Origin of the sequence: Nocardia uniformis NBRC 13702 (genome assembly GCF_001613345.1) — a bacterium.
In the GTDB taxonomy this organism is placed as follows: Bacteria; Actinomycetota; Actinomycetes; order Mycobacteriales; family Mycobacteriaceae; genus Nocardia; species Nocardia uniformis.
The window spans coordinates 1-16,709 of record NZ_BDCE01000116.1 but is presented as its reverse complement, the minus strand read 5'-3'; the positions used below and the strand labels follow the sequence as shown (position 1 = coordinate 16,709).

General features: G+C 63.7%; 12 protein-coding genes. 7 read left to right on the top strand and 5 right to left on the bottom strand.

Going from position 1 to position 16,709, the window contains the following annotated elements:
- The first annotated feature begins 48 nt into the window (after positions 1 to 48).
- Positions 49 to 975 (top strand): LLM class flavin-dependent oxidoreductase, encoded by a 927-nt coding sequence (locus tag NU1_RS37905; protein ID WP_067529081.1) that lies wholly within the window; start codon positions 49 to 51, stop codon positions 973 to 975.
- Between the two features lie 34 nt (positions 976 to 1,009).
- Here the strand turns inward: NU1_RS37905 and NU1_RS37900 are convergent, their stop codons facing one another.
- The 3 genes from NU1_RS37900 to NU1_RS37890 form a co-directional block, all read right to left on the bottom strand.
- Positions 1,010 to 2,299 carry an acyl-CoA dehydrogenase family protein gene (locus NU1_RS37900; protein ID WP_067529080.1) on the bottom strand — a complete coding sequence of 430 codons (1,290 nt, stop codon included), beginning with the start codon at positions 2,297 to 2,299 and terminating at the stop codon, positions 1,010 to 1,012.
- A 2-nt stretch (positions 2,300 to 2,301) separates the two neighbouring features.
- Positions 2,302 to 2,865: a TetR/AcrR family transcriptional regulator gene (locus NU1_RS37895; RefSeq protein WP_157553539.1), complete on the bottom strand. Its 564-nt coding sequence runs from the start codon at positions 2,863 to 2,865 to the stop codon at positions 2,302 to 2,304.
- A gap of 74 nt (positions 2,866 to 2,939) precedes the next feature.
- Positions 2,940 to 3,686, bottom strand: coding sequence for an SDR family NAD(P)-dependent oxidoreductase (locus NU1_RS37890; protein ID WP_067529078.1), 747 nt, complete (start codon positions 3,684 to 3,686; stop codon positions 2,940 to 2,942).
- Positions 3,687 to 3,869: 183 nt separating this feature from the next.
- Between NU1_RS37890 and NU1_RS37885 the strand changes: the two genes are divergently transcribed.
- The 6 genes from NU1_RS37885 to NU1_RS37860 all read left to right on the top strand — a co-directional run bounded on the left by NU1_RS37885 (position 3,870) and on the right by NU1_RS37860 (position 11,814).
- Positions 3,870 to 6,059: a malate synthase G gene (locus NU1_RS37885; protein ID WP_067529077.1), complete on the top strand. Its 2,190-nt coding sequence runs from the start codon at positions 3,870 to 3,872 to the stop codon at positions 6,057 to 6,059.
- A 587-nt stretch (positions 6,060 to 6,646) separates the two neighbouring features.
- Positions 6,647 to 7,420, top strand: coding sequence for a TnsA-like heteromeric transposase endonuclease subunit (locus NU1_RS37880; protein WP_067529076.1), 774 nt, complete (start codon positions 6,647 to 6,649; stop codon positions 7,418 to 7,420).
- Positions 7,421 to 7,548: 128 nt separating this feature from the next.
- Positions 7,549 to 9,516: a Mu transposase C-terminal domain-containing protein gene (locus tag NU1_RS37875; protein ID WP_067529109.1), complete on the top strand. Its 1,968-nt coding sequence runs from the start codon at positions 7,549 to 7,551 to the stop codon at positions 9,514 to 9,516.
- Entirely contained in the window at positions 9,504 to 10,529 is a 1,026-nt protein-coding gene (locus NU1_RS37870) for a TniB family NTP-binding protein (protein WP_067529075.1), read from the top strand. Before NU1_RS37875 ends, NU1_RS37870 begins: the two co-directional genes overlap by 13 nt.
- Positions 10,530 to 10,591: 62 nt before the next feature.
- On the top strand, positions 10,592 to 11,236 hold the full coding sequence (locus NU1_RS37865) for a hypothetical protein (protein WP_157553535.1): 645 nt from the start codon (positions 10,592 to 10,594) through the stop codon (positions 11,234 to 11,236).
- Entirely contained in the window at positions 11,233 to 11,814 is a 582-nt protein-coding gene (locus NU1_RS37860) for an integrase core domain-containing protein (RefSeq protein WP_503826562.1), read from the top strand. The genes NU1_RS37865 and NU1_RS37860 overlap by 4 nt, the downstream gene beginning before the upstream one ends.
- Positions 11,815 to 11,887: 73 nt before the next feature.
- On the opposite strand, the gene NU1_RS37855 is transcribed toward NU1_RS37860, so the two are convergent.
- Together NU1_RS37855 and NU1_RS37845 are read right to left on the bottom strand one after the other, a co-directional pair.
- Positions 11,888 to 14,728 carry a DEAD/DEAH box helicase gene (locus tag NU1_RS37855; RefSeq protein WP_067529073.1) on the bottom strand — a complete coding sequence of 947 codons (2,841 nt, stop codon included), beginning with the start codon at positions 14,726 to 14,728 and terminating at the stop codon, positions 11,888 to 11,890.
- Between the two features lie 818 nt (positions 14,729 to 15,546).
- Entirely contained in the window at positions 15,547 to 16,326 is a 780-nt protein-coding gene (locus NU1_RS37845; protein ID WP_157553533.1) for a hypothetical protein, read from the bottom strand.
- Positions 16,327 to 16,709: the final 383 nt, after the last annotated feature.

Genomic DNA, 16,709 nt, shown 5'->3' with positions numbered 1-16,709 from the left:
CTCGAGTGCACTTCACCTTCGACAATCAGAGGGAGCGAAGGGAGAGTCATGACCAATCTGAAGATCGGTGTCGCGCTGCCCACCATGGACGAGTGCACCGCGATGGGACCCACCGGTATCGCGCAGGCGGCCCGGCGCGCCGAAGCCATCGGCCTGGACGCTGTCGGTGCGTCGGATGTCCTGCTCGGCGACGGCACTGTCGCCCTCGACCCGATGATTGTGCTGGCCACCGCGGCGGCGGTCACCGAACGGATCGCCCTGGAATTCGGCGTACTGTCGGTGCCGACCAGGCCGTTGGCCATGCTCGCGGCGCAGGCACAGACCCTGCAATACCTGTCCGGCAATCGAATTCGACTCGGCCTGGGCATCGGCGGGTTTCCGGGTTCGCCGTTCTGGCAAGCCCTGGCCGCACCGGAACGCGGGCGCGGACAACTCCTGGACACCGCGTTGGACCTGCTGCCCGCACTCCTCGAGGGTAAGGCGACCGCGGTGCCCGGCCTCCCCGAAGGAGCCACCCTCGCCCTCGCCCCGGCCGTACAGGTACCTCCCCTGCTGGTCGGTGCGGGTAACAGCGAGCGGGTCCTGCGCCGCATTGCCACCCGCGCGGACGGCTGGATCACCTCCGCCATGACACCGGCCGACATCACGACCGCCGCGACCCGGTTACGGGAACTCACCACCGAGGCCGGGCGGCCGATGCCCCGCATCCACATCGGTCTGCACTGCGTTCTCGGTACCCGGTCCGAGGACGAGGAGGACCGCGCCTCGATGAACCAGACCCTCGGTGGCTTCTTCGAGATGTCACCGGAGCAGGTCGCGGCCGTCACCATTGTCGGCACCCCCGAGCAGGCCGCCGCCCGCATCGCCGAATACGCCGAGGTCGGGGTGGACCAGCTGTCGGTCGGCTTCGACGGCCGCGACTACTTCCGCCAACTCGACCTGCTCGGACAGGCACGGGCGCTGCTGCCGCGGTGAGGTGACGCGGCTGCGCGCCACCTCCACCGCTGACTCAGAGATTGCCGACGGTGTTCTCCAGTCGCCGCGCCACCAGTTCCCGCGCCTTCTCGCGCAACCCCGGACGGTACCCGCTCGGGTATACCGGGTCGCCGGGCGCGTAGGTCTTGAGCACCTCCTTGGCGAGGGTGATCTTGTGGACCTCGGTGGGGCCGTCGGCGATGGCCATGACCTGGGCGTAATTCATCATGTCGACGAACGGCAGGTCGGTGCTGACGCCGATCGCGCCGTGCAGGTGCATGGCGCGCTGGGCGATATCGTGCATGACCTTCGGCATGGCCACCTTGATGGCGGCAATGTCATGGCGCACCTTGCGGTAGTCCTGCTCCTTGTCGATGCGCCAGGCGGTGCGCAGCACGAGCAGCCGGAACTGCTCCATTTCGATCCAGCTCTCGGCGATCTTCTCCTGGGTCATCTGGAATCCGCCGAGGACGCCCTTGCGCATGGGGCGGGAGACGGCGCGCTCGCACATCATGTCGAATGCCTTGCGCACCATGGCAACCGTGCGCATGGCGTGGTGAACTCGGCCGCCGCCGAGGCGGGTCTGGGCGACAATGAAGCCGAGCCCCTCCGCGCCGAGCAGATGGTCGGCGGGAACGCGCACATCGGTGAAGCGCAGGTGGCCCTCGTGCTCACTGAAACCGGGGACGGTGAAGTTCTTCACGATCTCCAGGCCGGGCGTACCGGCGGGGACGATGAACATAGACAGCCGCTTGTGCGGTTCCGCCTCCGGGTCGGTGACGACCATGACGATATGGAAGGCGGCGTTCGCGGCTGCCGAGTTGAACCACTTCTCGCCATTGATGACCCAGTCGTCACCGTCACGCACGGCAAGGGTCTTGAAGGACGTCGGATCGGAACCACCGGTGGGTTCGGTCATGACGTAGCAGGAACCGATTTCACCATCGAGTAGCGGCTGCAGGTATTTCGCCTTCTGCTCCGGGGTGCCGAAGTGGGCGAGGATCTCGGCATTGCCGGAATCCGGTGCCTGACAACCGAATACCAGCGGAGCCCAGATGGAGGTGCCGATCACCTCGTTGAGCAGCGCCAGTTTGAGCTGCCCGTAGCCGGGGCCGCCGAGTTCGGGGCCGAGATGGCAGGCCCACAGGCCCTGCTCTTTCACCTTGGCCTGCAACGGTTTCATGAGCGCCCGGATCTCCGGATCGGCACGGTCGTAAGGATTCGGGTAGAGCAGGTCGAGGGGTTCCACCTCGGCCTTGACGAACTCCGCCACCCAGTCCAGTTTCTTCTGATACTCCGGGTCGGTCTCGAAATCCCAAGCCATGGTCAGCCTTTCCTTGTGTGTCCGGCCGGTGCCGCGACACCGTCGAAGATGGTGGTGGTGAGAATGTCGGCGATCTGGTCGGGGCCGTAGGCACCGTCTTCGCTGTACCAGGCGCTGACCATATTCAGCATGGCCACAACGCTTTTGGTGACCACATGGTCGTTGGTGCGCAGCAGGCCCGCCGCGTATCCGTCGTCGACCACGCGCTGCCACGACCGCTGGATACCATCGCGCAGTACCTGGAGATCGGCGGCGCGTTCGCCGGTCAATGCCCCGGCGTCCCGCAGGGCGATGGTGACCTCGTGCCGGTGCTCGATAATGAGGCGGACGTGGCCGCGAATCAGATTGCGCAGCTTGATGACCGGTTCGTCGTCACCGTCCGCGATCCGGGCCGCCTCGTCCAGCATGAGCTGGGTGTAACCGCGCCGGACCTGGAAGAGCAGTTCTTCCTTGGAGCCGATGTGGTAGTACAGCGCCCCGCGTTGGATTCCGGCCCGATCGCCGATCTCGGCGACGCTGGTGGCGTGGAATCCCTTCTCCGCGAACAGTTCCATCGCCGCCCGCATGATCTTTTCCCGGGTCTCGCCCGGATTGACCTCGGAGGCGGGTGGTCGGCCGCGACGGCGGGCCGGTTCGACGGTCACCGCCAGCCGCCGTCGAGGGCGAGGATCGCTCCGGTCGCAAAGGCCGAGGCATCGGAGGCGAAGAACAGTGCGGCTCCGACGATATCGGTGGGGGCGCCGATGCGGCGTAGCGCGGTGTGCTGGGCGAGGGCGTCCTTCATTTCCGGCGGCCAGGCCTTGGCGATATCGGTATCGAAGGGCCCGCAGCGAATCGTGTTGACCCGCACCGTCGGCCCATAGGTCTGAGCCAGACCGCCCGACAGCGCCTCCAACCCGGCCTTGGCCGCCGCATAGGGCACGGCCATGGGTTCGGGGTGGCTGGCCTCCATCGACGAGATATTGACAATCGATCCACCGCCCGCCGCGGCCATGCGCGCCCCGATGAGCGCCGACAGCCGGAACGCACCCCTGAGATTGGTGGCGATGATCTTGTCGAACATGGCCTCGGTGACCTGATCCAGGCTCGGGTACAGCAGCGACATGCCCGCGTTGTTCACCAGGACGTCGACCCGGCCGAACTCCGCGTAGGCGGCCGCGACGAGTTCATCGCACTGCTCCCACACGCCCACATTGCAGGCCACCGGCAGCGCTTTCTGCCCGTACTGCTCTCGCACCTCCGTGGCGAGTGCGTCACATGCGTCGAACTTTCGACTGGCGATCACCACGTCGGCCCCGGCTTCCGCGAATGCGAGGACCATCTCCCGTCCCAGCCCGCGACTGCCCCCGGTCACCACAGCAACCTTGCCTGACAAGGACTTTCCCATGGGCCGCACCTTCACGTTCCGAGCTACACAAATGTTCCAAGCAGTACATTAAATGTACCGGACGATACAATCAAGACCCGCCGGGCAACCGCGAAACACAGGGACCGCGCACGACCGCCACATACCCGCGAGTAACATGACGGGCGTACTTTTTTCACCCGTCTTCTCGAAACGAGGCAGTAGATGACAGAGCGGATTCAGGTCGGCGGGCTCCAGGTCGCGCGCGTTCTTCACGATTTCGTGGAGAACGAGGCACTTCCCGGTACCGGCGTAGACTCCGCCGCGTTCTGGTCGGGTGCCGAGGCCGTCATCAACGACCTCGCTCCCCGTAACCGAGCACTGCTCGCCGAACGCGACGACATCCAGGCCAAGATCGACGAGTGGCACCGCGCCCACCCCGGCGCCGGCTACGACAAGGCTGCCTACAAGCAGTTCCTGACCGAGATCGGCTACCTACGTCCCGAACCGGCCGACTTCGCGATCGGCACGGAGAACGTGGACACCGAAATCGCCGCGCAGGCGGGCCCGCAGCTCGTCGTGCCGGTCATGAACGCCCGCTTCGCCATCAATGCGGCGAACGCGCGCTGGGGCTCGCTGTATGACGCGCTCTACGGCACCGACGCCATCTCCGAGGCGGGCGGCGCGGAGAAGGGCACCGGCTACAACAAGGTCCGCGGTGACAAGGTCATCGAATGGGCGCGCAATTTCCTCGATGACGCCGTGCCGCTGATCACCGGCTCACACCTGGGCACCACCAAGTACTCGATCGTCGACGGTGAACTGGAGGTCGGCCTCGAGGACGGCACCGATATCGGCCTGGCCGATGCGTCGGCGCTGGTCGGCTACCTGGGCGATCCGGCGAACCCGACCTCGATCCTGCTGAAGCACAACGGCTTGCACATCGAGATCCAGATCGATCCGGAGTCGCCGGTCGGCTCGACCGACACCGCGGGCGTCAAGGACCTCGTGCTCGAATCCGCCGTGACCACCATCATGGACTTCGAGGATTCGGTCGCGGCCGTGGACGCCGAGGACAAGACCCTCTGCTACCGCAACTGGCTCGGCCTGATGAAGGGCGATCTGGCCGAAGAGGTGTCCAAGGGCGGCAAGACCTTCACCCGCACCATGAACCCCGACCGGGTCTACACCGCGCTCGATGGCAGTGACCTGGTACTGCACGGCCGTTCGCTGCTATTCGTGCGCAATGTCGGCCACCTCATGACCTCCGACGCCATCCTCGACGCCGACGGCAACGAGATCGGTGAGGGCATTATGGACGGCCTGCTCACCGTTCTGATCGCCAAGCACGCCCTGGGTGGCGACACCCAGCTGAAGAACACCCGCACCGGCTCCATCTACATCGTGAAGCCGAAGATGCACGGTCCGGACGAGGTGGCCTTCACCAATGAGCTGTTCGGCCGGATCGAGGACGCCCTCGACCTGCCGCGCAATACGCTCAAGGTCGGCATCATGGACGAGGAGCGTCGCACCACCGTCAACCTGAAGGCGTCCATCCACGCCGCCTCCGATCGCGTGGTCTTCATCAATACCGGCTTCCTCGACCGCACCGGCGATGAGATCCACACCTCCATGGAGGCCGGGCCGATGGTCCGCAAGGCCGAGATGAAGGGCCAGCAGTGGATCAAGTCCTACGAGGACTGGAATGTCGACACCGGTATCGCGACAGGGCTGCCCGGTAAGGCGCAGATCGGCAAGGGCATGTGGGCCATGCCCGATCTGATGGCCGATATGCTGGTCCAGAAGATCGGCCACCCGAAGGCCGGTGCGAACACCGCATGGGTGCCGTCGCCGACCGCCGCGACCCTGCACGCCACCCACTACCACCTGGTGGATGTGTTCAAGCGCCAGGCCGAGATCGCCAAGGGCGGCCCGCGCGCCACCGTCGATCAGATCCTGGAGATCCCCCTCGCCGCCGACCCGACCTGGTCGGCCGAGGAAATCCAGGAGGAGCTCGACAATAACTCCCAGAGCATGCTCGGGTACGTGGTGCGCTGGATCGACCAGGGCGTCGGCTGCTCCAAGGTGCCCGATATCAAGGATGTCGGCCTGATGGAGGACCGCGCCACCCTGCGTATCTCCAGCCAGCAGGTGGCCAACTGGCTGCGCCACGGCATTGTCTCGGAGGACGATGTGGTCGCGTCGCTGGAGCGCATGGCGCCGATCGTCGACCGGCAGAACGCCGGTGACGGGAGCTACCGTCCGATGGCTCCGGACTTCGCGGCCAGCATTGCCTTCCAGGCGGCCAAGGAGCTGGTGCTCGAGGGCACCAAGCAGCCCAACGGCTACACCGAGCCCATCCTGCACCGCCGTCGCCGTGAGGCGAAGGAGTACAACGCTAAGTTCTGCGCGTAGTACGTTAGAAGCCCCTGAAAAGTAGCTCCTAGCAGCTCTTTCATGGTCGAGGCCCCGCACCGGAAATATCCGGAGTGGGGCCTCGTCCATAACTGGAGATCAGCCCAAATCCCGGCTCGTCACGCTGAAAACGGTCACAAAAACGGTCACATGCGGGGATGCCGAACCATCGTCAGTAAATTCCTTCTACCAGCGGATTCGTGCCAGATTCGCCGCCGCAAGAATCCCCACAACGCGACCGCATGTACCCCCAACAAAATCGAGCGGCGACTCATCTCTACGACGGCCCGCGAGGTTCACCGCAGCCGCTCCACCATCAGCTGAATCATGAGCACAGTGGCATGGTCTAGATGCTGCACCAGTCCCCTTCAGCCCAGGCGACCACAGCTTCATTTGGCGGGCACGCACCAGTGAGCCGCCTTGCATCGAGCGGGCGATCGCTACTGATCTTCGGCGTGTCGAATTCCCGACACGCAGGAGGGTTTCAAGCACCAGCAACCCACAAGCAATCGGTCATGTCCTGTCCCAGTTGATCTGATGTAGTCCCATTGACCTGATGTATCGGCGTGGCTGTCTCGGTGTGTTTGATGCACGGGCATATCGTCCTGGCTGTGTCGAGCGTGGTGCTCGCTGCCGGTTCGTCGATCGGGAGTGAGCAGTTCGAAGTCGAGTTCGTGGCTGACGACGGAGAGTGTGTCCGTGGCCCGCTGATGACGCACTGGCATCTTTTGCTGCGGTGTTCGGGGCGGCCGGTTCGGTCGTTTCCGTCGTATCGGGGACAGCGGAGTTGTTCGGGCTGGTGGTGGCTTTCGCGTTCTCGAACCCACGTCGGGTACGAGTCCTGGCTTGAGCGTGACAATCTCATGCTGCTGGATGCGGACCCGTGCGTGATGTTGGTTGTGTCGCAGCCGTTTTGGTTGTACTGGAGGGACGCCAGCCGTTGGCGGCGTCACGTTCCAGACTTTCTAGTGCGTTATCACGGTGGTGCGGTCGCGGTTGTCGATGTTCGTGCCGAGGACCGTGTCGAGGCTGGCGACGCGGAAGTGTTCGTGGTGACCGCGCGAGCGTGTGAACTGGTCGGATGGCATTTCCGTCGAGTCGGTGTGGTGGATGCGGTACTCGCGGCGAATCTGCGGTGGCTCTCGGGTTATCGGCATCCCCGCAACCATGTCGAGCCGTCGGCATCGAGGCTGGCGTCGGTATTCACGGCGGAGCGGGAGTTGTCGCAGGGCTGCCGGGCGGTGGGTGATCCAATCGCGGTGCTACCGACGCTTTTTCACCTGTTGTGGACCGGTCACCTCATCGCGGACCTGGCCGGTGAATTACTGAACGAGCGGACCCTGCTCAGGACCCGACCATGACCGCGGGTGGGATACGGCACGGCGCGCTCGGTGTCGGGGACACGCTCGAGATCGCTGGCAGCGCATACGTTCTCGCGTCGGTGACGGGCTCGGTCGTGGGACTTCTCGACTGCGCCGGAACCGTGGTGATGATGGCGCTGCCACGGCTGTTGAGTGATCCCACGCTGAAGCTGATCGCCGCGGCGCGCCCACCGCTGGTGGCCGAGCCGGTGCTCGAGGGCATTCCGGCGGAGGTGCTAGAGCGGGCCAGATGGTGGGAGGGCCATCTGGTGGAGGTCCTCACCGGCCGGCGACCCCAGAGCGCCGCACCGGCGGTGATCCGCCCGGAATACGGTCCGGACCGCACACTGCGGCAACGGGAATTGGCCAAGCTCAGCGAGCTGAGCGCCGACGGGGTGAGCCTCACGCTGATCACCGTGCAGCGGCGGCGCAAGGCATATCAGGACCACGGCCTGCTCGGTCTCGTCGATGGCCGCTATCGGCCGCGGAAGTCGACGACCGGACGAGTCGATGACCGTGTGGTGGCGATGTTGCGGCGGGTCATCGAGTCCGAGACCGATGCCTCCACCGGCACCGGGACCAGGCTGATGCGCCGGACCGAGTCGCTACTGACCCAGACCTACGGGGCCGATGCCCCGCCGATGCCGGCACGTTCGACGTTTTATCGGCTGGCCGGGCGGTTGACCTCGGGCAAGCACACCCTCGGCTCCGCGCGCACCCGCAGATCGTTGGCCAAGCAGCCCGACGGACCGTTCGCGACAGTGAGCGTTGCCAGACCAGGCGAGGTGGTGGAGATCGACTCGACGCCATTGGATGTGCGGGTTGTGCTCGCCGACGGCACCGTCGACCGAGTCGAACTGACCGGGCTGGTCGACGTCCGCACCCGCAGCCTCGCGGCGGCGGTACTGCGGCCGACCACGAAGGCGGTCGACGCGGCATTGCTGCTGGCCCGGGCGTTGACGCCGGAGCCGATGCGACCAGGATGGTCCGACGCGTTGCGGATGTCGCGGTCGGTGCTTCCTCATCGACGGCTCACCGAGATCGACCAACGCCTGGCCGACGCTGCCGCCCGGCCGGTGATCGCCCCGGAAACGATCGTCGTCGATCACGGCAAGGCCTACCTGTCCAAGACGTTCCGCTCGGCATGTCTGTCGCTGGGCATCAATCTGCAACCGGCTCACCCCGACACCCCCACCGACAAGGCCAAGATCGAACGCACCCTGGAATCGGTCGGCACGTTGTTCGCCCAGCATGTCGCCGGCTACGTCGGTTCCAATGTCGAGCGGCGCGGCCGCAACGCCGAACAGCAAGCCGTCTGGTCAATGCTCGAGCTGCAGGAACTACTCGACGAGTGGATCGTCGCGGTCTGGCAGAACCGCCCCCATGAAGGACTGCGCGACCCGGTGACCCCCGACGCCGCACTGACACCGAACGAAATGTATTCGGTGATGGTCGAACTCACCGGCTACGTCCCGGTCCCGCTCTCTCCTGGCGACTACATCGAACTGCTGCCAGCGACCTGGCGCACGATCAACTCCTACGGCATCAAAATCAACAACCGCACCTACGATGCCATGGCGCTCAACCCATTTCGCCGCCAGCATTCCGGTGTCGAACACCGCAAGGGGCAGTGGGAGGTCCACTACGACCCCTACGACGTGTCCCGAGTCTGGGTCCGCAACCACCATGACCGCGGTTGGCTCACCGTCGGCTGGACCCATCTGCGCACCGCCCCCACACCTTTCGGTGAATCGGCCTGGCAGCACGCCCGCGCCGCCCTGGCCGCGCGCGGGCAGGACAAACCCACCCAGGACCAGATCGCCCGAGCCGCAACGGATCTGCTCGACAGAGCAGCACAAGGGCCGGGGGGAAAGGACACCACCAGCGGACCGTCCGCACGCGAGCGGCGAATCACCGGCCGCACTCATGCCACCAGCGCGCCGAACTGGCCACGTCCCGACATTCCACAATCCGAACCCGACCAGCACACCGCACCCACCCCGGCACCAGCCCAGGACGACTCGCCTACGACAGCCACGATCATCGCGTTGCCCGTGTTCGATGCCCGCAAAGAAGCCGAACGATGGCCGTTTTGACCTCGACCGGCCAACTCGACGACCGCCGCCAACCCACCACCACCCTCGAAGGCTGGCGGCGATTCGCCCAAGCCGAAACATCCCCGCAGTTCGAGCTACTGCCGAACCGGGAATGGAAGAGCCTCAAGGATCTACGCCGGGTCGAATACGACGAGGCCCGCATCGCCCACCACGCCGAACTGGTCGTCGTGACCACCTCGGCGATCACCGAGATCACCAACGAAGGCCGCCTGCTGACCCTGCTCAACCAACGCGAGATCGGCGCCAGACGCGGCCTGATCATCTCAGGTCCGGCCGCCACCGGAAAAACGACCGCGCTCAAACAACTCGGCAGACTCCACGAATTGCGCACCCGCACGCGCTTCCCCCGCAGCGAACGCATTCCCGTCGTCTACGTCACCGCGCCACCCAAAGGCTCACCCCGCAAACTGACAATGGAATTCGCCCGCTTCCTCGGCTTGGCGACCGTCCGATCCCGCCACAACACCACCGACATCGCCGGCGCGGTCTGCAATGTCCTCATCGACGCCTGCACCGACATCGTGATCATCGACGAGATCCACAACATCTCCCTGACCACCAGAGCTGGCGAAGACATGTCCGATCACCTGAAATACTTCACCGAGCACCTCCCAGCGACCTTCCTCTACGCCGGCATCGACCTCGAACGCTCCGGCCTGTTCACCGGAGTCCGCGGCCGCCAACTCGCCGGACGTTGCCAGGTCATCAACACCACCCCCTTCCCCTACGACGCCCAATGGCAACAACTCGTCGGTGCCATGGAAGCCCCCCTGCGGCTGCATCACCACACACCCAACCAACTCGTCGATCAAGCCGAGTACCTGCACCACCGCACCGGCGGAATGATCGGCAGCCTCGGCCATCTCGTCCGTGCCAGCGCCATCAGAGCCATCCTCGACGGCAGCGAGAAGATCAACCGCGCCCTCATGGACAAGATCCATATCGACCACGCCGCGGAGTCCCTGGCCCGCCGCGCCGGTGTCATCCATTGACGACCACCGTCGAACAGTTCTTCACTCCAGGCCCCGACCAGCAACTACCGCGCCGAATCCCGTTGTTCCACAACGAAACCACGCCATCATTCGTTGCGCGTCTGGCCGCAGCCAACCACATCACACCAGAGGACATGCACGGTTACCTCGGCGGATCCGATCCCGACTGGATCGACCTCGAATGGACCAGCATCGCCACCGGCTATCCCGTCGAGACCCTCGTCGATCGCCTTCCAGCTTTCGCTTACCCCGGCCTTCACAGGCTCACGATCGGAACTACGTGCCGCCACTGCGCGGCCCGGCGCAACACCACCTCACCCGTCGAGATCTACCGAGACCCGCACAGCAACGTCTGTCTGCGCCACCAGCTTTGGATCGGCGGCCACGGCCACCAATCCCAACTCGACCTCACAGCTCTGCCCGAAGTCACTGCCTCCCAACGCATCCACCGCCGCCTCGCACGCCGCCACGGCACCCACCCCACCGCCATCGCGTTCCACGACGCCAGCGAAATCGCCCACCGCCGAACCCGACAACCGACATGGCCAACACACCTGCGCCAGCGCCTGGAAAACGGCTTCTACCAGCAAGATCCACTCCAAGCGACGACAACCGAGATCGACATCATCACCTACCCCGACGCCGTCACCATGACCACAATCCTGGTCCACCGCGATACCCAACTCGACCCGCATCACATCAAGTGAGACACCCCTCCAGGGCCACGTCTCATTCGATCCGATGCACCCCAGCTCAGAGCACGTCCACCGACATCACATCAATTGGGACGGGACAAGTGCACCCAGGACGGCGACCGGTCAAGATCGTCTCGACCGTCGACGAGCACACCCGAGAATGCTTGGGCGGGCTGGTCGAGCGCTCAATCACCGCGGACCGGCTCATCGACAAGCTCGACCGCCTCACCACCGGCCGCCGCCGCTACCCGGCCGCATTACGCAGCGACAACGGACCCGAACTAGCTTGCGAGGCCATGCGGGACTGGGCCGGCGAACGGGTCGGCCTCGCCTTCATCCCGCCCGGACAGCCTTGGTGCAACGGTTACATCGAATTGTTCAACGGCCGCCTACGGGACGAATGCCTAAACCTCAACAGCTTCTGGTCCCTGACCCAAGCCCGAGTCGTGATCAGCGACTGGAAGGACGAATACAACCACCGCCGAAGACATTCCGCGCTGGGTTACCGAACCCCAGCCCGATACGCTGACACCTGCATTCGCCAACAACCGACTCACCGGTGGTGGACCGAATCACGGGGTCGTCATTGAACCACCGCCCGTATCGAACTGCAGACCTAGCGAGCATCGAGTCAACCCCTCCGGGCACTGTGCGACACTCATGTCACCGGTTGCCGATAACTCGCAGTTTCATTCCATAGGTCTCAGCAAGAAACCGATCCGTGGCCCCTAAGAGAGCTCGCATGTCCTCGCTAACGACTGATACGGACATACCAGGCTGAACAACGGCGATCGTCACGCGAAGGGTCAGGTACTTGGCTTGCCCGACGATGGCCGCCAGGGTGTCGAGGTCGCCTACAATGATCCCGGTTTTTCCTGTGATCTGACGGTCTCGTTCACGTCGGAACAACCGCTTGGCAAGTAGATCGGGCATCGATTTCGCCCGGTTCATCTTTATCGCTTGACCGCAAACTTCGTAGAGGTCGCCGATTCGGGCACCTGGTATGGGTTTCGACGAGAACTTGCAGTGCACCAGCAGCACCTCGAGTACATCGTCCACTCTGCGCAGTAGAGCGATATCGGCAAGCTCGCCGGATCCATCGTCGTCGAGCACGATCTCCCAATCGGCTTCGGCCGACAAGGCTTCGATTGCCCGGTATTGAATCGAAGTCGGATCCCGTTCGACTTTCTGAGACTCCTTCTGGATGTTGGTGCCAGACCAGTCGAAAACCTCGATGGATTCCGATGGGAACAACCGCTTCTCGCGGTTCGGCCGAAGTAGGTAGCCCTTGGCTCCGAGGACCACCTCGTCATCGAACGTCACGAGCAATCCGTTCGCGGTCAGGAATGCGGCCAAGCTCTCGCGACCAAATGACGTCACGAGCTCGCCGTCGTCCAGCAACGGGAGGATCGTCGGTGTCTCGTCGGGACTGAACTTGAACTCGAACTCCAATGACCAGGACGGAGTTACCAGTTCGAAGGTCAGCGGCCCATCAGCAGATTGTGTGGTCGGACGGAGCTCGGTTTCGAACAGTGCGAACTCGTGGCCGCCATAGCTGACCTTTCGCCGCTCGCTGAAGGTCGCGACGAGCTCGAACGGCCACTCGATCGCCAGCGGCACGTGCGCAGGGCGTTCGGTCGCCGGCTCCGGAAGCAGGAATCCCGACATGACGGAATCCAGCGAGACCGATTCGTCGGTGATGGCGGGTCCTACCTGACGAACCCAGTTGACCCATTCGAGGATGTCGATGGCCTGGTCATGGCTCCAGACACGGCCCTTCCTGGATGCTCCGAAGCTGAGCGCACGCCCGTCTGCAAACCCGTACGCGAAGATGTTCGTCTTCATCTTCGTTCCTCCCTCGCCGCGCCACGCGTGCAGCACGTCCTGACCCACATACATCGAAAACCGCCGGTTCCGACTGACGGAGTCGAGCAACCCGACGTTCGTGGGCACTCGTCGATTCACCTTCGCGAGAATTCGATACACCGTCTCGCCCTGGACGAGGACGGTCCCCTCGCCCCCGACTGCACACGCGATATCCTCGTGCATCGAGGCGTTGTTGGTGCTGTTGATGTACAGAAAGCCCGCACGATCGTCCACGTGGACGATGTGGAGGTGATGCACCAGTTCGTTGAAACTCGCGAACTCACCCCATCGAACCGAGGTGGCCTCCCTCGAGACCCACCACACCACCTTGTCCTTGTGGTTGATCCCCAGTCGGGTGGTGAGTAGTCGATCCTCGAACAAGTCGTAGATATTCTCGGGAGTCCATGAAGCGGACGCCGGCAGTCGGTAGGTGACCGCGCTCATCTTGGGGTGAATGCTTCGTATCGCGACTTCCCTTGGCAGCGAACCGAATGCGCGCTCGAAGTCGGTCCTCTCGCGCGCGCCGCCTACGTGCCTTTCGGTAAGATCGCACAGCACCGAGTTCCAGTCGGCGTCCTCGCCATACAGCTTGCGAAGTCGCTCGTCGACTCCGATCACCTGCAATGGAACGAAAGCCGAAGCTTCACCGAGGGACTCGTCACCGCTTCTGGTGAACCGTCCGACGAACTGCAACGTGACAGCGAGGCTCTTCTGTGGGTCGTGAATTGCGGCGATCTTGAGCTCCGGTAGGTCAAAACCCTCCCCGAGCATGTTGACGCACACCACGATTCGACTTGTTCCGGCAACGAGCTGACCCCGGCGCTTTAGCCGAACGGATCCCGCTACTCCGGTGTCGATTCGGATCGGGCTGAGATCGGGTGCGAGCTCTTCATAAAGTGCCACAACCTGTTTGGCTCGTGCCACCGAGCTCGCTCGGGCCATGAGCAGATGGTTCCGCCCAGCTGCGAGATCGCTCCGCAATTGCTCGATCGCCGCAGCGGCGACAGCTCGGTCCGGGTCCGCCAAGTCGGTGATCGAGTGGTAGTTGATACGCGCGAAATAACCATGCTTCTGCGCCAATCGCAAGGGGTACGCATAAACAACACGACCACCGATGTGCCGCCCGTCCTCCCGAAAGGGCGTGGCGGTGAACAGCACTACCTCACGGTCCGAGAACAGGGCCGCAACAGATCGCCAGGTTCTCGCGGCCATATGGTGTGCTTCGTCCACGAATAGGCGTTCGCAGGACGCCGCCAAGCTGGCGCGAGCCTCCGGTGTGCATGAGTTCAGTACCTGGGCGGTAGCAACGATGACGTTCGCGCGAGCCGTCAAGTCCTCAGCTTGCTCGGCGGTTTCGAGACCATGTTTGAGGACAAGCACGGCCGGGCACCGAAAGTCTCCTGACACAGCACCGATTCGGGGAAGGATTCCCAGTGTCACGAACTTCCCCGCGATCTGTGTGCGCAAGGTATCCGACGGCACGATGACCATCGTCCGCACAGGCGTGTGGCAAAACGCCGACAGCATAGTCTCGGTTTTACCCGTGCCCGTGGGCATCACGACCACGATCGGGTCCGATTCCTCAGTCGACCGATGCGCGAGTACAGCATGCAGTGCCCCGGTCTGCGGAGCCCGCAACCCAGGACGGTTGGCTGCCTCTTCAACGAATACGAATCGCCCCAGCAGCGATCTGGCGATCTGCTCGGCATCGGATGGCTCACAGGGATGGGCGCCCTCCCCTTCACTCAGCCACCACAGTTCATTGGCGTGATATACAGGCCGTTCAACGTTGGACAGCAGCTGAACACTCCTTCGTCGTCGGTTCGCTACACACCGCTAGAGATCGCTCTACGAAGTCTCACCCATCAGTCAGCGAACATCCAGCACGCATCAGAGAATTGGCACAGGAAGTCAGTCACCAACAATTCAGGTCACACCTGGCAAGAGTCGCGGCTGGATAAGACATCAACAACCCGACGTAGCAGGTCGACGCTTCGTACATGAAACATCTTGTCGCACAGTGGATTACTGTACAATTCACTTGCCGATGGTAATCCTTCCAGATCTCGGCAAACTGCGTGCCAACCCAATTGGCCTGAACCGCGACCAGAGCCCCGAGTTGGCCGAGGTGCTCAACTTCGTCAGGTCCGAGACTCCGATGCAACGGCGTGTGTTTACCCGAGAGTCGGGCACGTCCCCTTGAACCGCATGAAGGTAGCGCGCGAGCAACTCGGAGCCGCATCGAAGCTGTGCTGCAGCTGTTCGGGGCGATCCCAGCGAACCACATCCTGGCGACAAATTTCGCTGTCGCTCATCTCCAGAGCGTCGGCTCTCGCTGCGAAGCCACCGCTGTCCGCATCACGCTCGACCTCGTTTTCGAGGTGGCGGTCCACCGCGGAGCAATTTCCACTTCCAACCGATCCGACACAGAGCGGCTGCAGGGCCACATCATGGTTCTAGACAGTCTCTGGAATGTCTTCGAGCAGAGCAGTATCGGAGCTGAAGCTGATAATCGTGGGGATCTCTGGGCGCACGTCATCGGGGATGTGATTGTCGACGATGATCACTTGGAAGTCGGCGTGCCGTCCGGTTCGGCGTGCGTTGGCTTGTAGGTAGCGGCTGATCCACTCATACATCCGAAGCGCGACCGCCTGATCGTGGTCGTTCTTCCCGAAGTTCTTCTGGGGAGAATCGATAATGAGCAATCCCGGCATGCCCGCGTAGTTCTCAAGAGAATAGGTAGCCAACGCCAGGCTGTAGGCGACCGCGACCGCGGTTCTCGAGCCACCACCACGTTGGGCGAATGGCAAACCGTCGACGATCGGAGTGAGTCGGTCGGGATCCACTTGAGCGCGCCCGCGTGCCCAGGGCAGTCTGAACTGCTCGATGATGTGGGACAGCTGTTCGTTCAGGGCCGTCAGTACGACGTCGCGCTCTTCCAGTTCCGCCTCCAAGGAGCGCTTGCGGGCGAGCTTGTCCTTGAGAATCGCTTCCTTCTCGACCGCGACGTCGTAGGCGTCGGAGAGCTTGCGATGCGGGGTGATGAGGCGATCGTAGATCGCCAATTGGGCTTCGACGCCGACCATTTCGGCCAGGATCTGACCGATGGCCGTGGAAAGCTGAGCAGCTTCGTCGTCGACGCTCCGCGCTAGTGCATCGCGTGCAGTGGCGCACCGGTCGTGGGCAGTCTGCGCCGCTGTCCGGGCAGCGACCAGCGCCTGCTCGGACAGCGTCACCTCCTCGGCTGCCCTGTGTCGCTGGCGCGCCAACCTGGTCTGCGCGTCTGGCGCCGACATCGCCGCGAGGGGTTCGGTGCACAAACCGCAGTGCCCCTGGGGCACCGTCCTGGCACTCAGTCCGCGCTTGCACGCCGGGCATGTGGCACATATTTCGGGAATATGGTTAGTCGACGTCGTGCCTTCGCCATCTGGTCTGTGCACGCCCTGGGTTTCGAGACTGTCAGCATGCGCTCGGGCTCGCCGGTGACGGTCGAGCAGGGTATCGACCGTTGTCTCGGCGACAACCAGATCTTTTCGGGCCTTTTCGAGCCGATCCCTGAGGCCGCTCGATTGTCGCGCAATTCGGTCGTGCTGTGCCTGCAGCGCGTTTCTGCGTTCTG

Excerpts from the sequence above, each read along its gene's own strand:
- NU1_RS37890 (WP_067529078.1), bottom strand. The coding sequence starts at position 3,686 with ATGGGAAAGTCCTTGTCAGGCAAGGTTGCTGTGGTGACCGGGGGCAGT.
- NU1_RS37895 (WP_157553539.1), bottom strand. The coding sequence starts at position 2,865 with ATGCGGGCGGCGATGGAACTGTTCGCGGAGAAGGGATTCCACGCCACC.
- NU1_RS37870 (WP_067529075.1), top strand. The coding sequence starts at position 9,504 with ATGGCCGTTTTGACCTCGACCGGCCAACTCGACGACCGCCGCCAACCC.
- NU1_RS37900 (WP_067529080.1), bottom strand. The coding sequence starts at position 2,299 with ATGGCTTGGGATTTCGAGACCGACCCGGAGTATCAGAAGAAACTGGAC.
- NU1_RS37880 (WP_067529076.1), top strand. The coding sequence starts at position 6,647 with ATGCACGGGCATATCGTCCTGGCTGTGTCGAGCGTGGTGCTCGCTGCC.
- NU1_RS37885 (WP_067529077.1), top strand. The coding sequence starts at position 3,870 with ATGACAGAGCGGATTCAGGTCGGCGGGCTCCAGGTCGCGCGCGTTCTT.
- NU1_RS37905 (WP_067529081.1), top strand. The coding sequence starts at position 49 with ATGACCAATCTGAAGATCGGTGTCGCGCTGCCCACCATGGACGAGTGC.
- NU1_RS37875 (WP_067529109.1), top strand. The coding sequence starts at position 7,549 with ATGATGGCGCTGCCACGGCTGTTGAGTGATCCCACGCTGAAGCTGATC.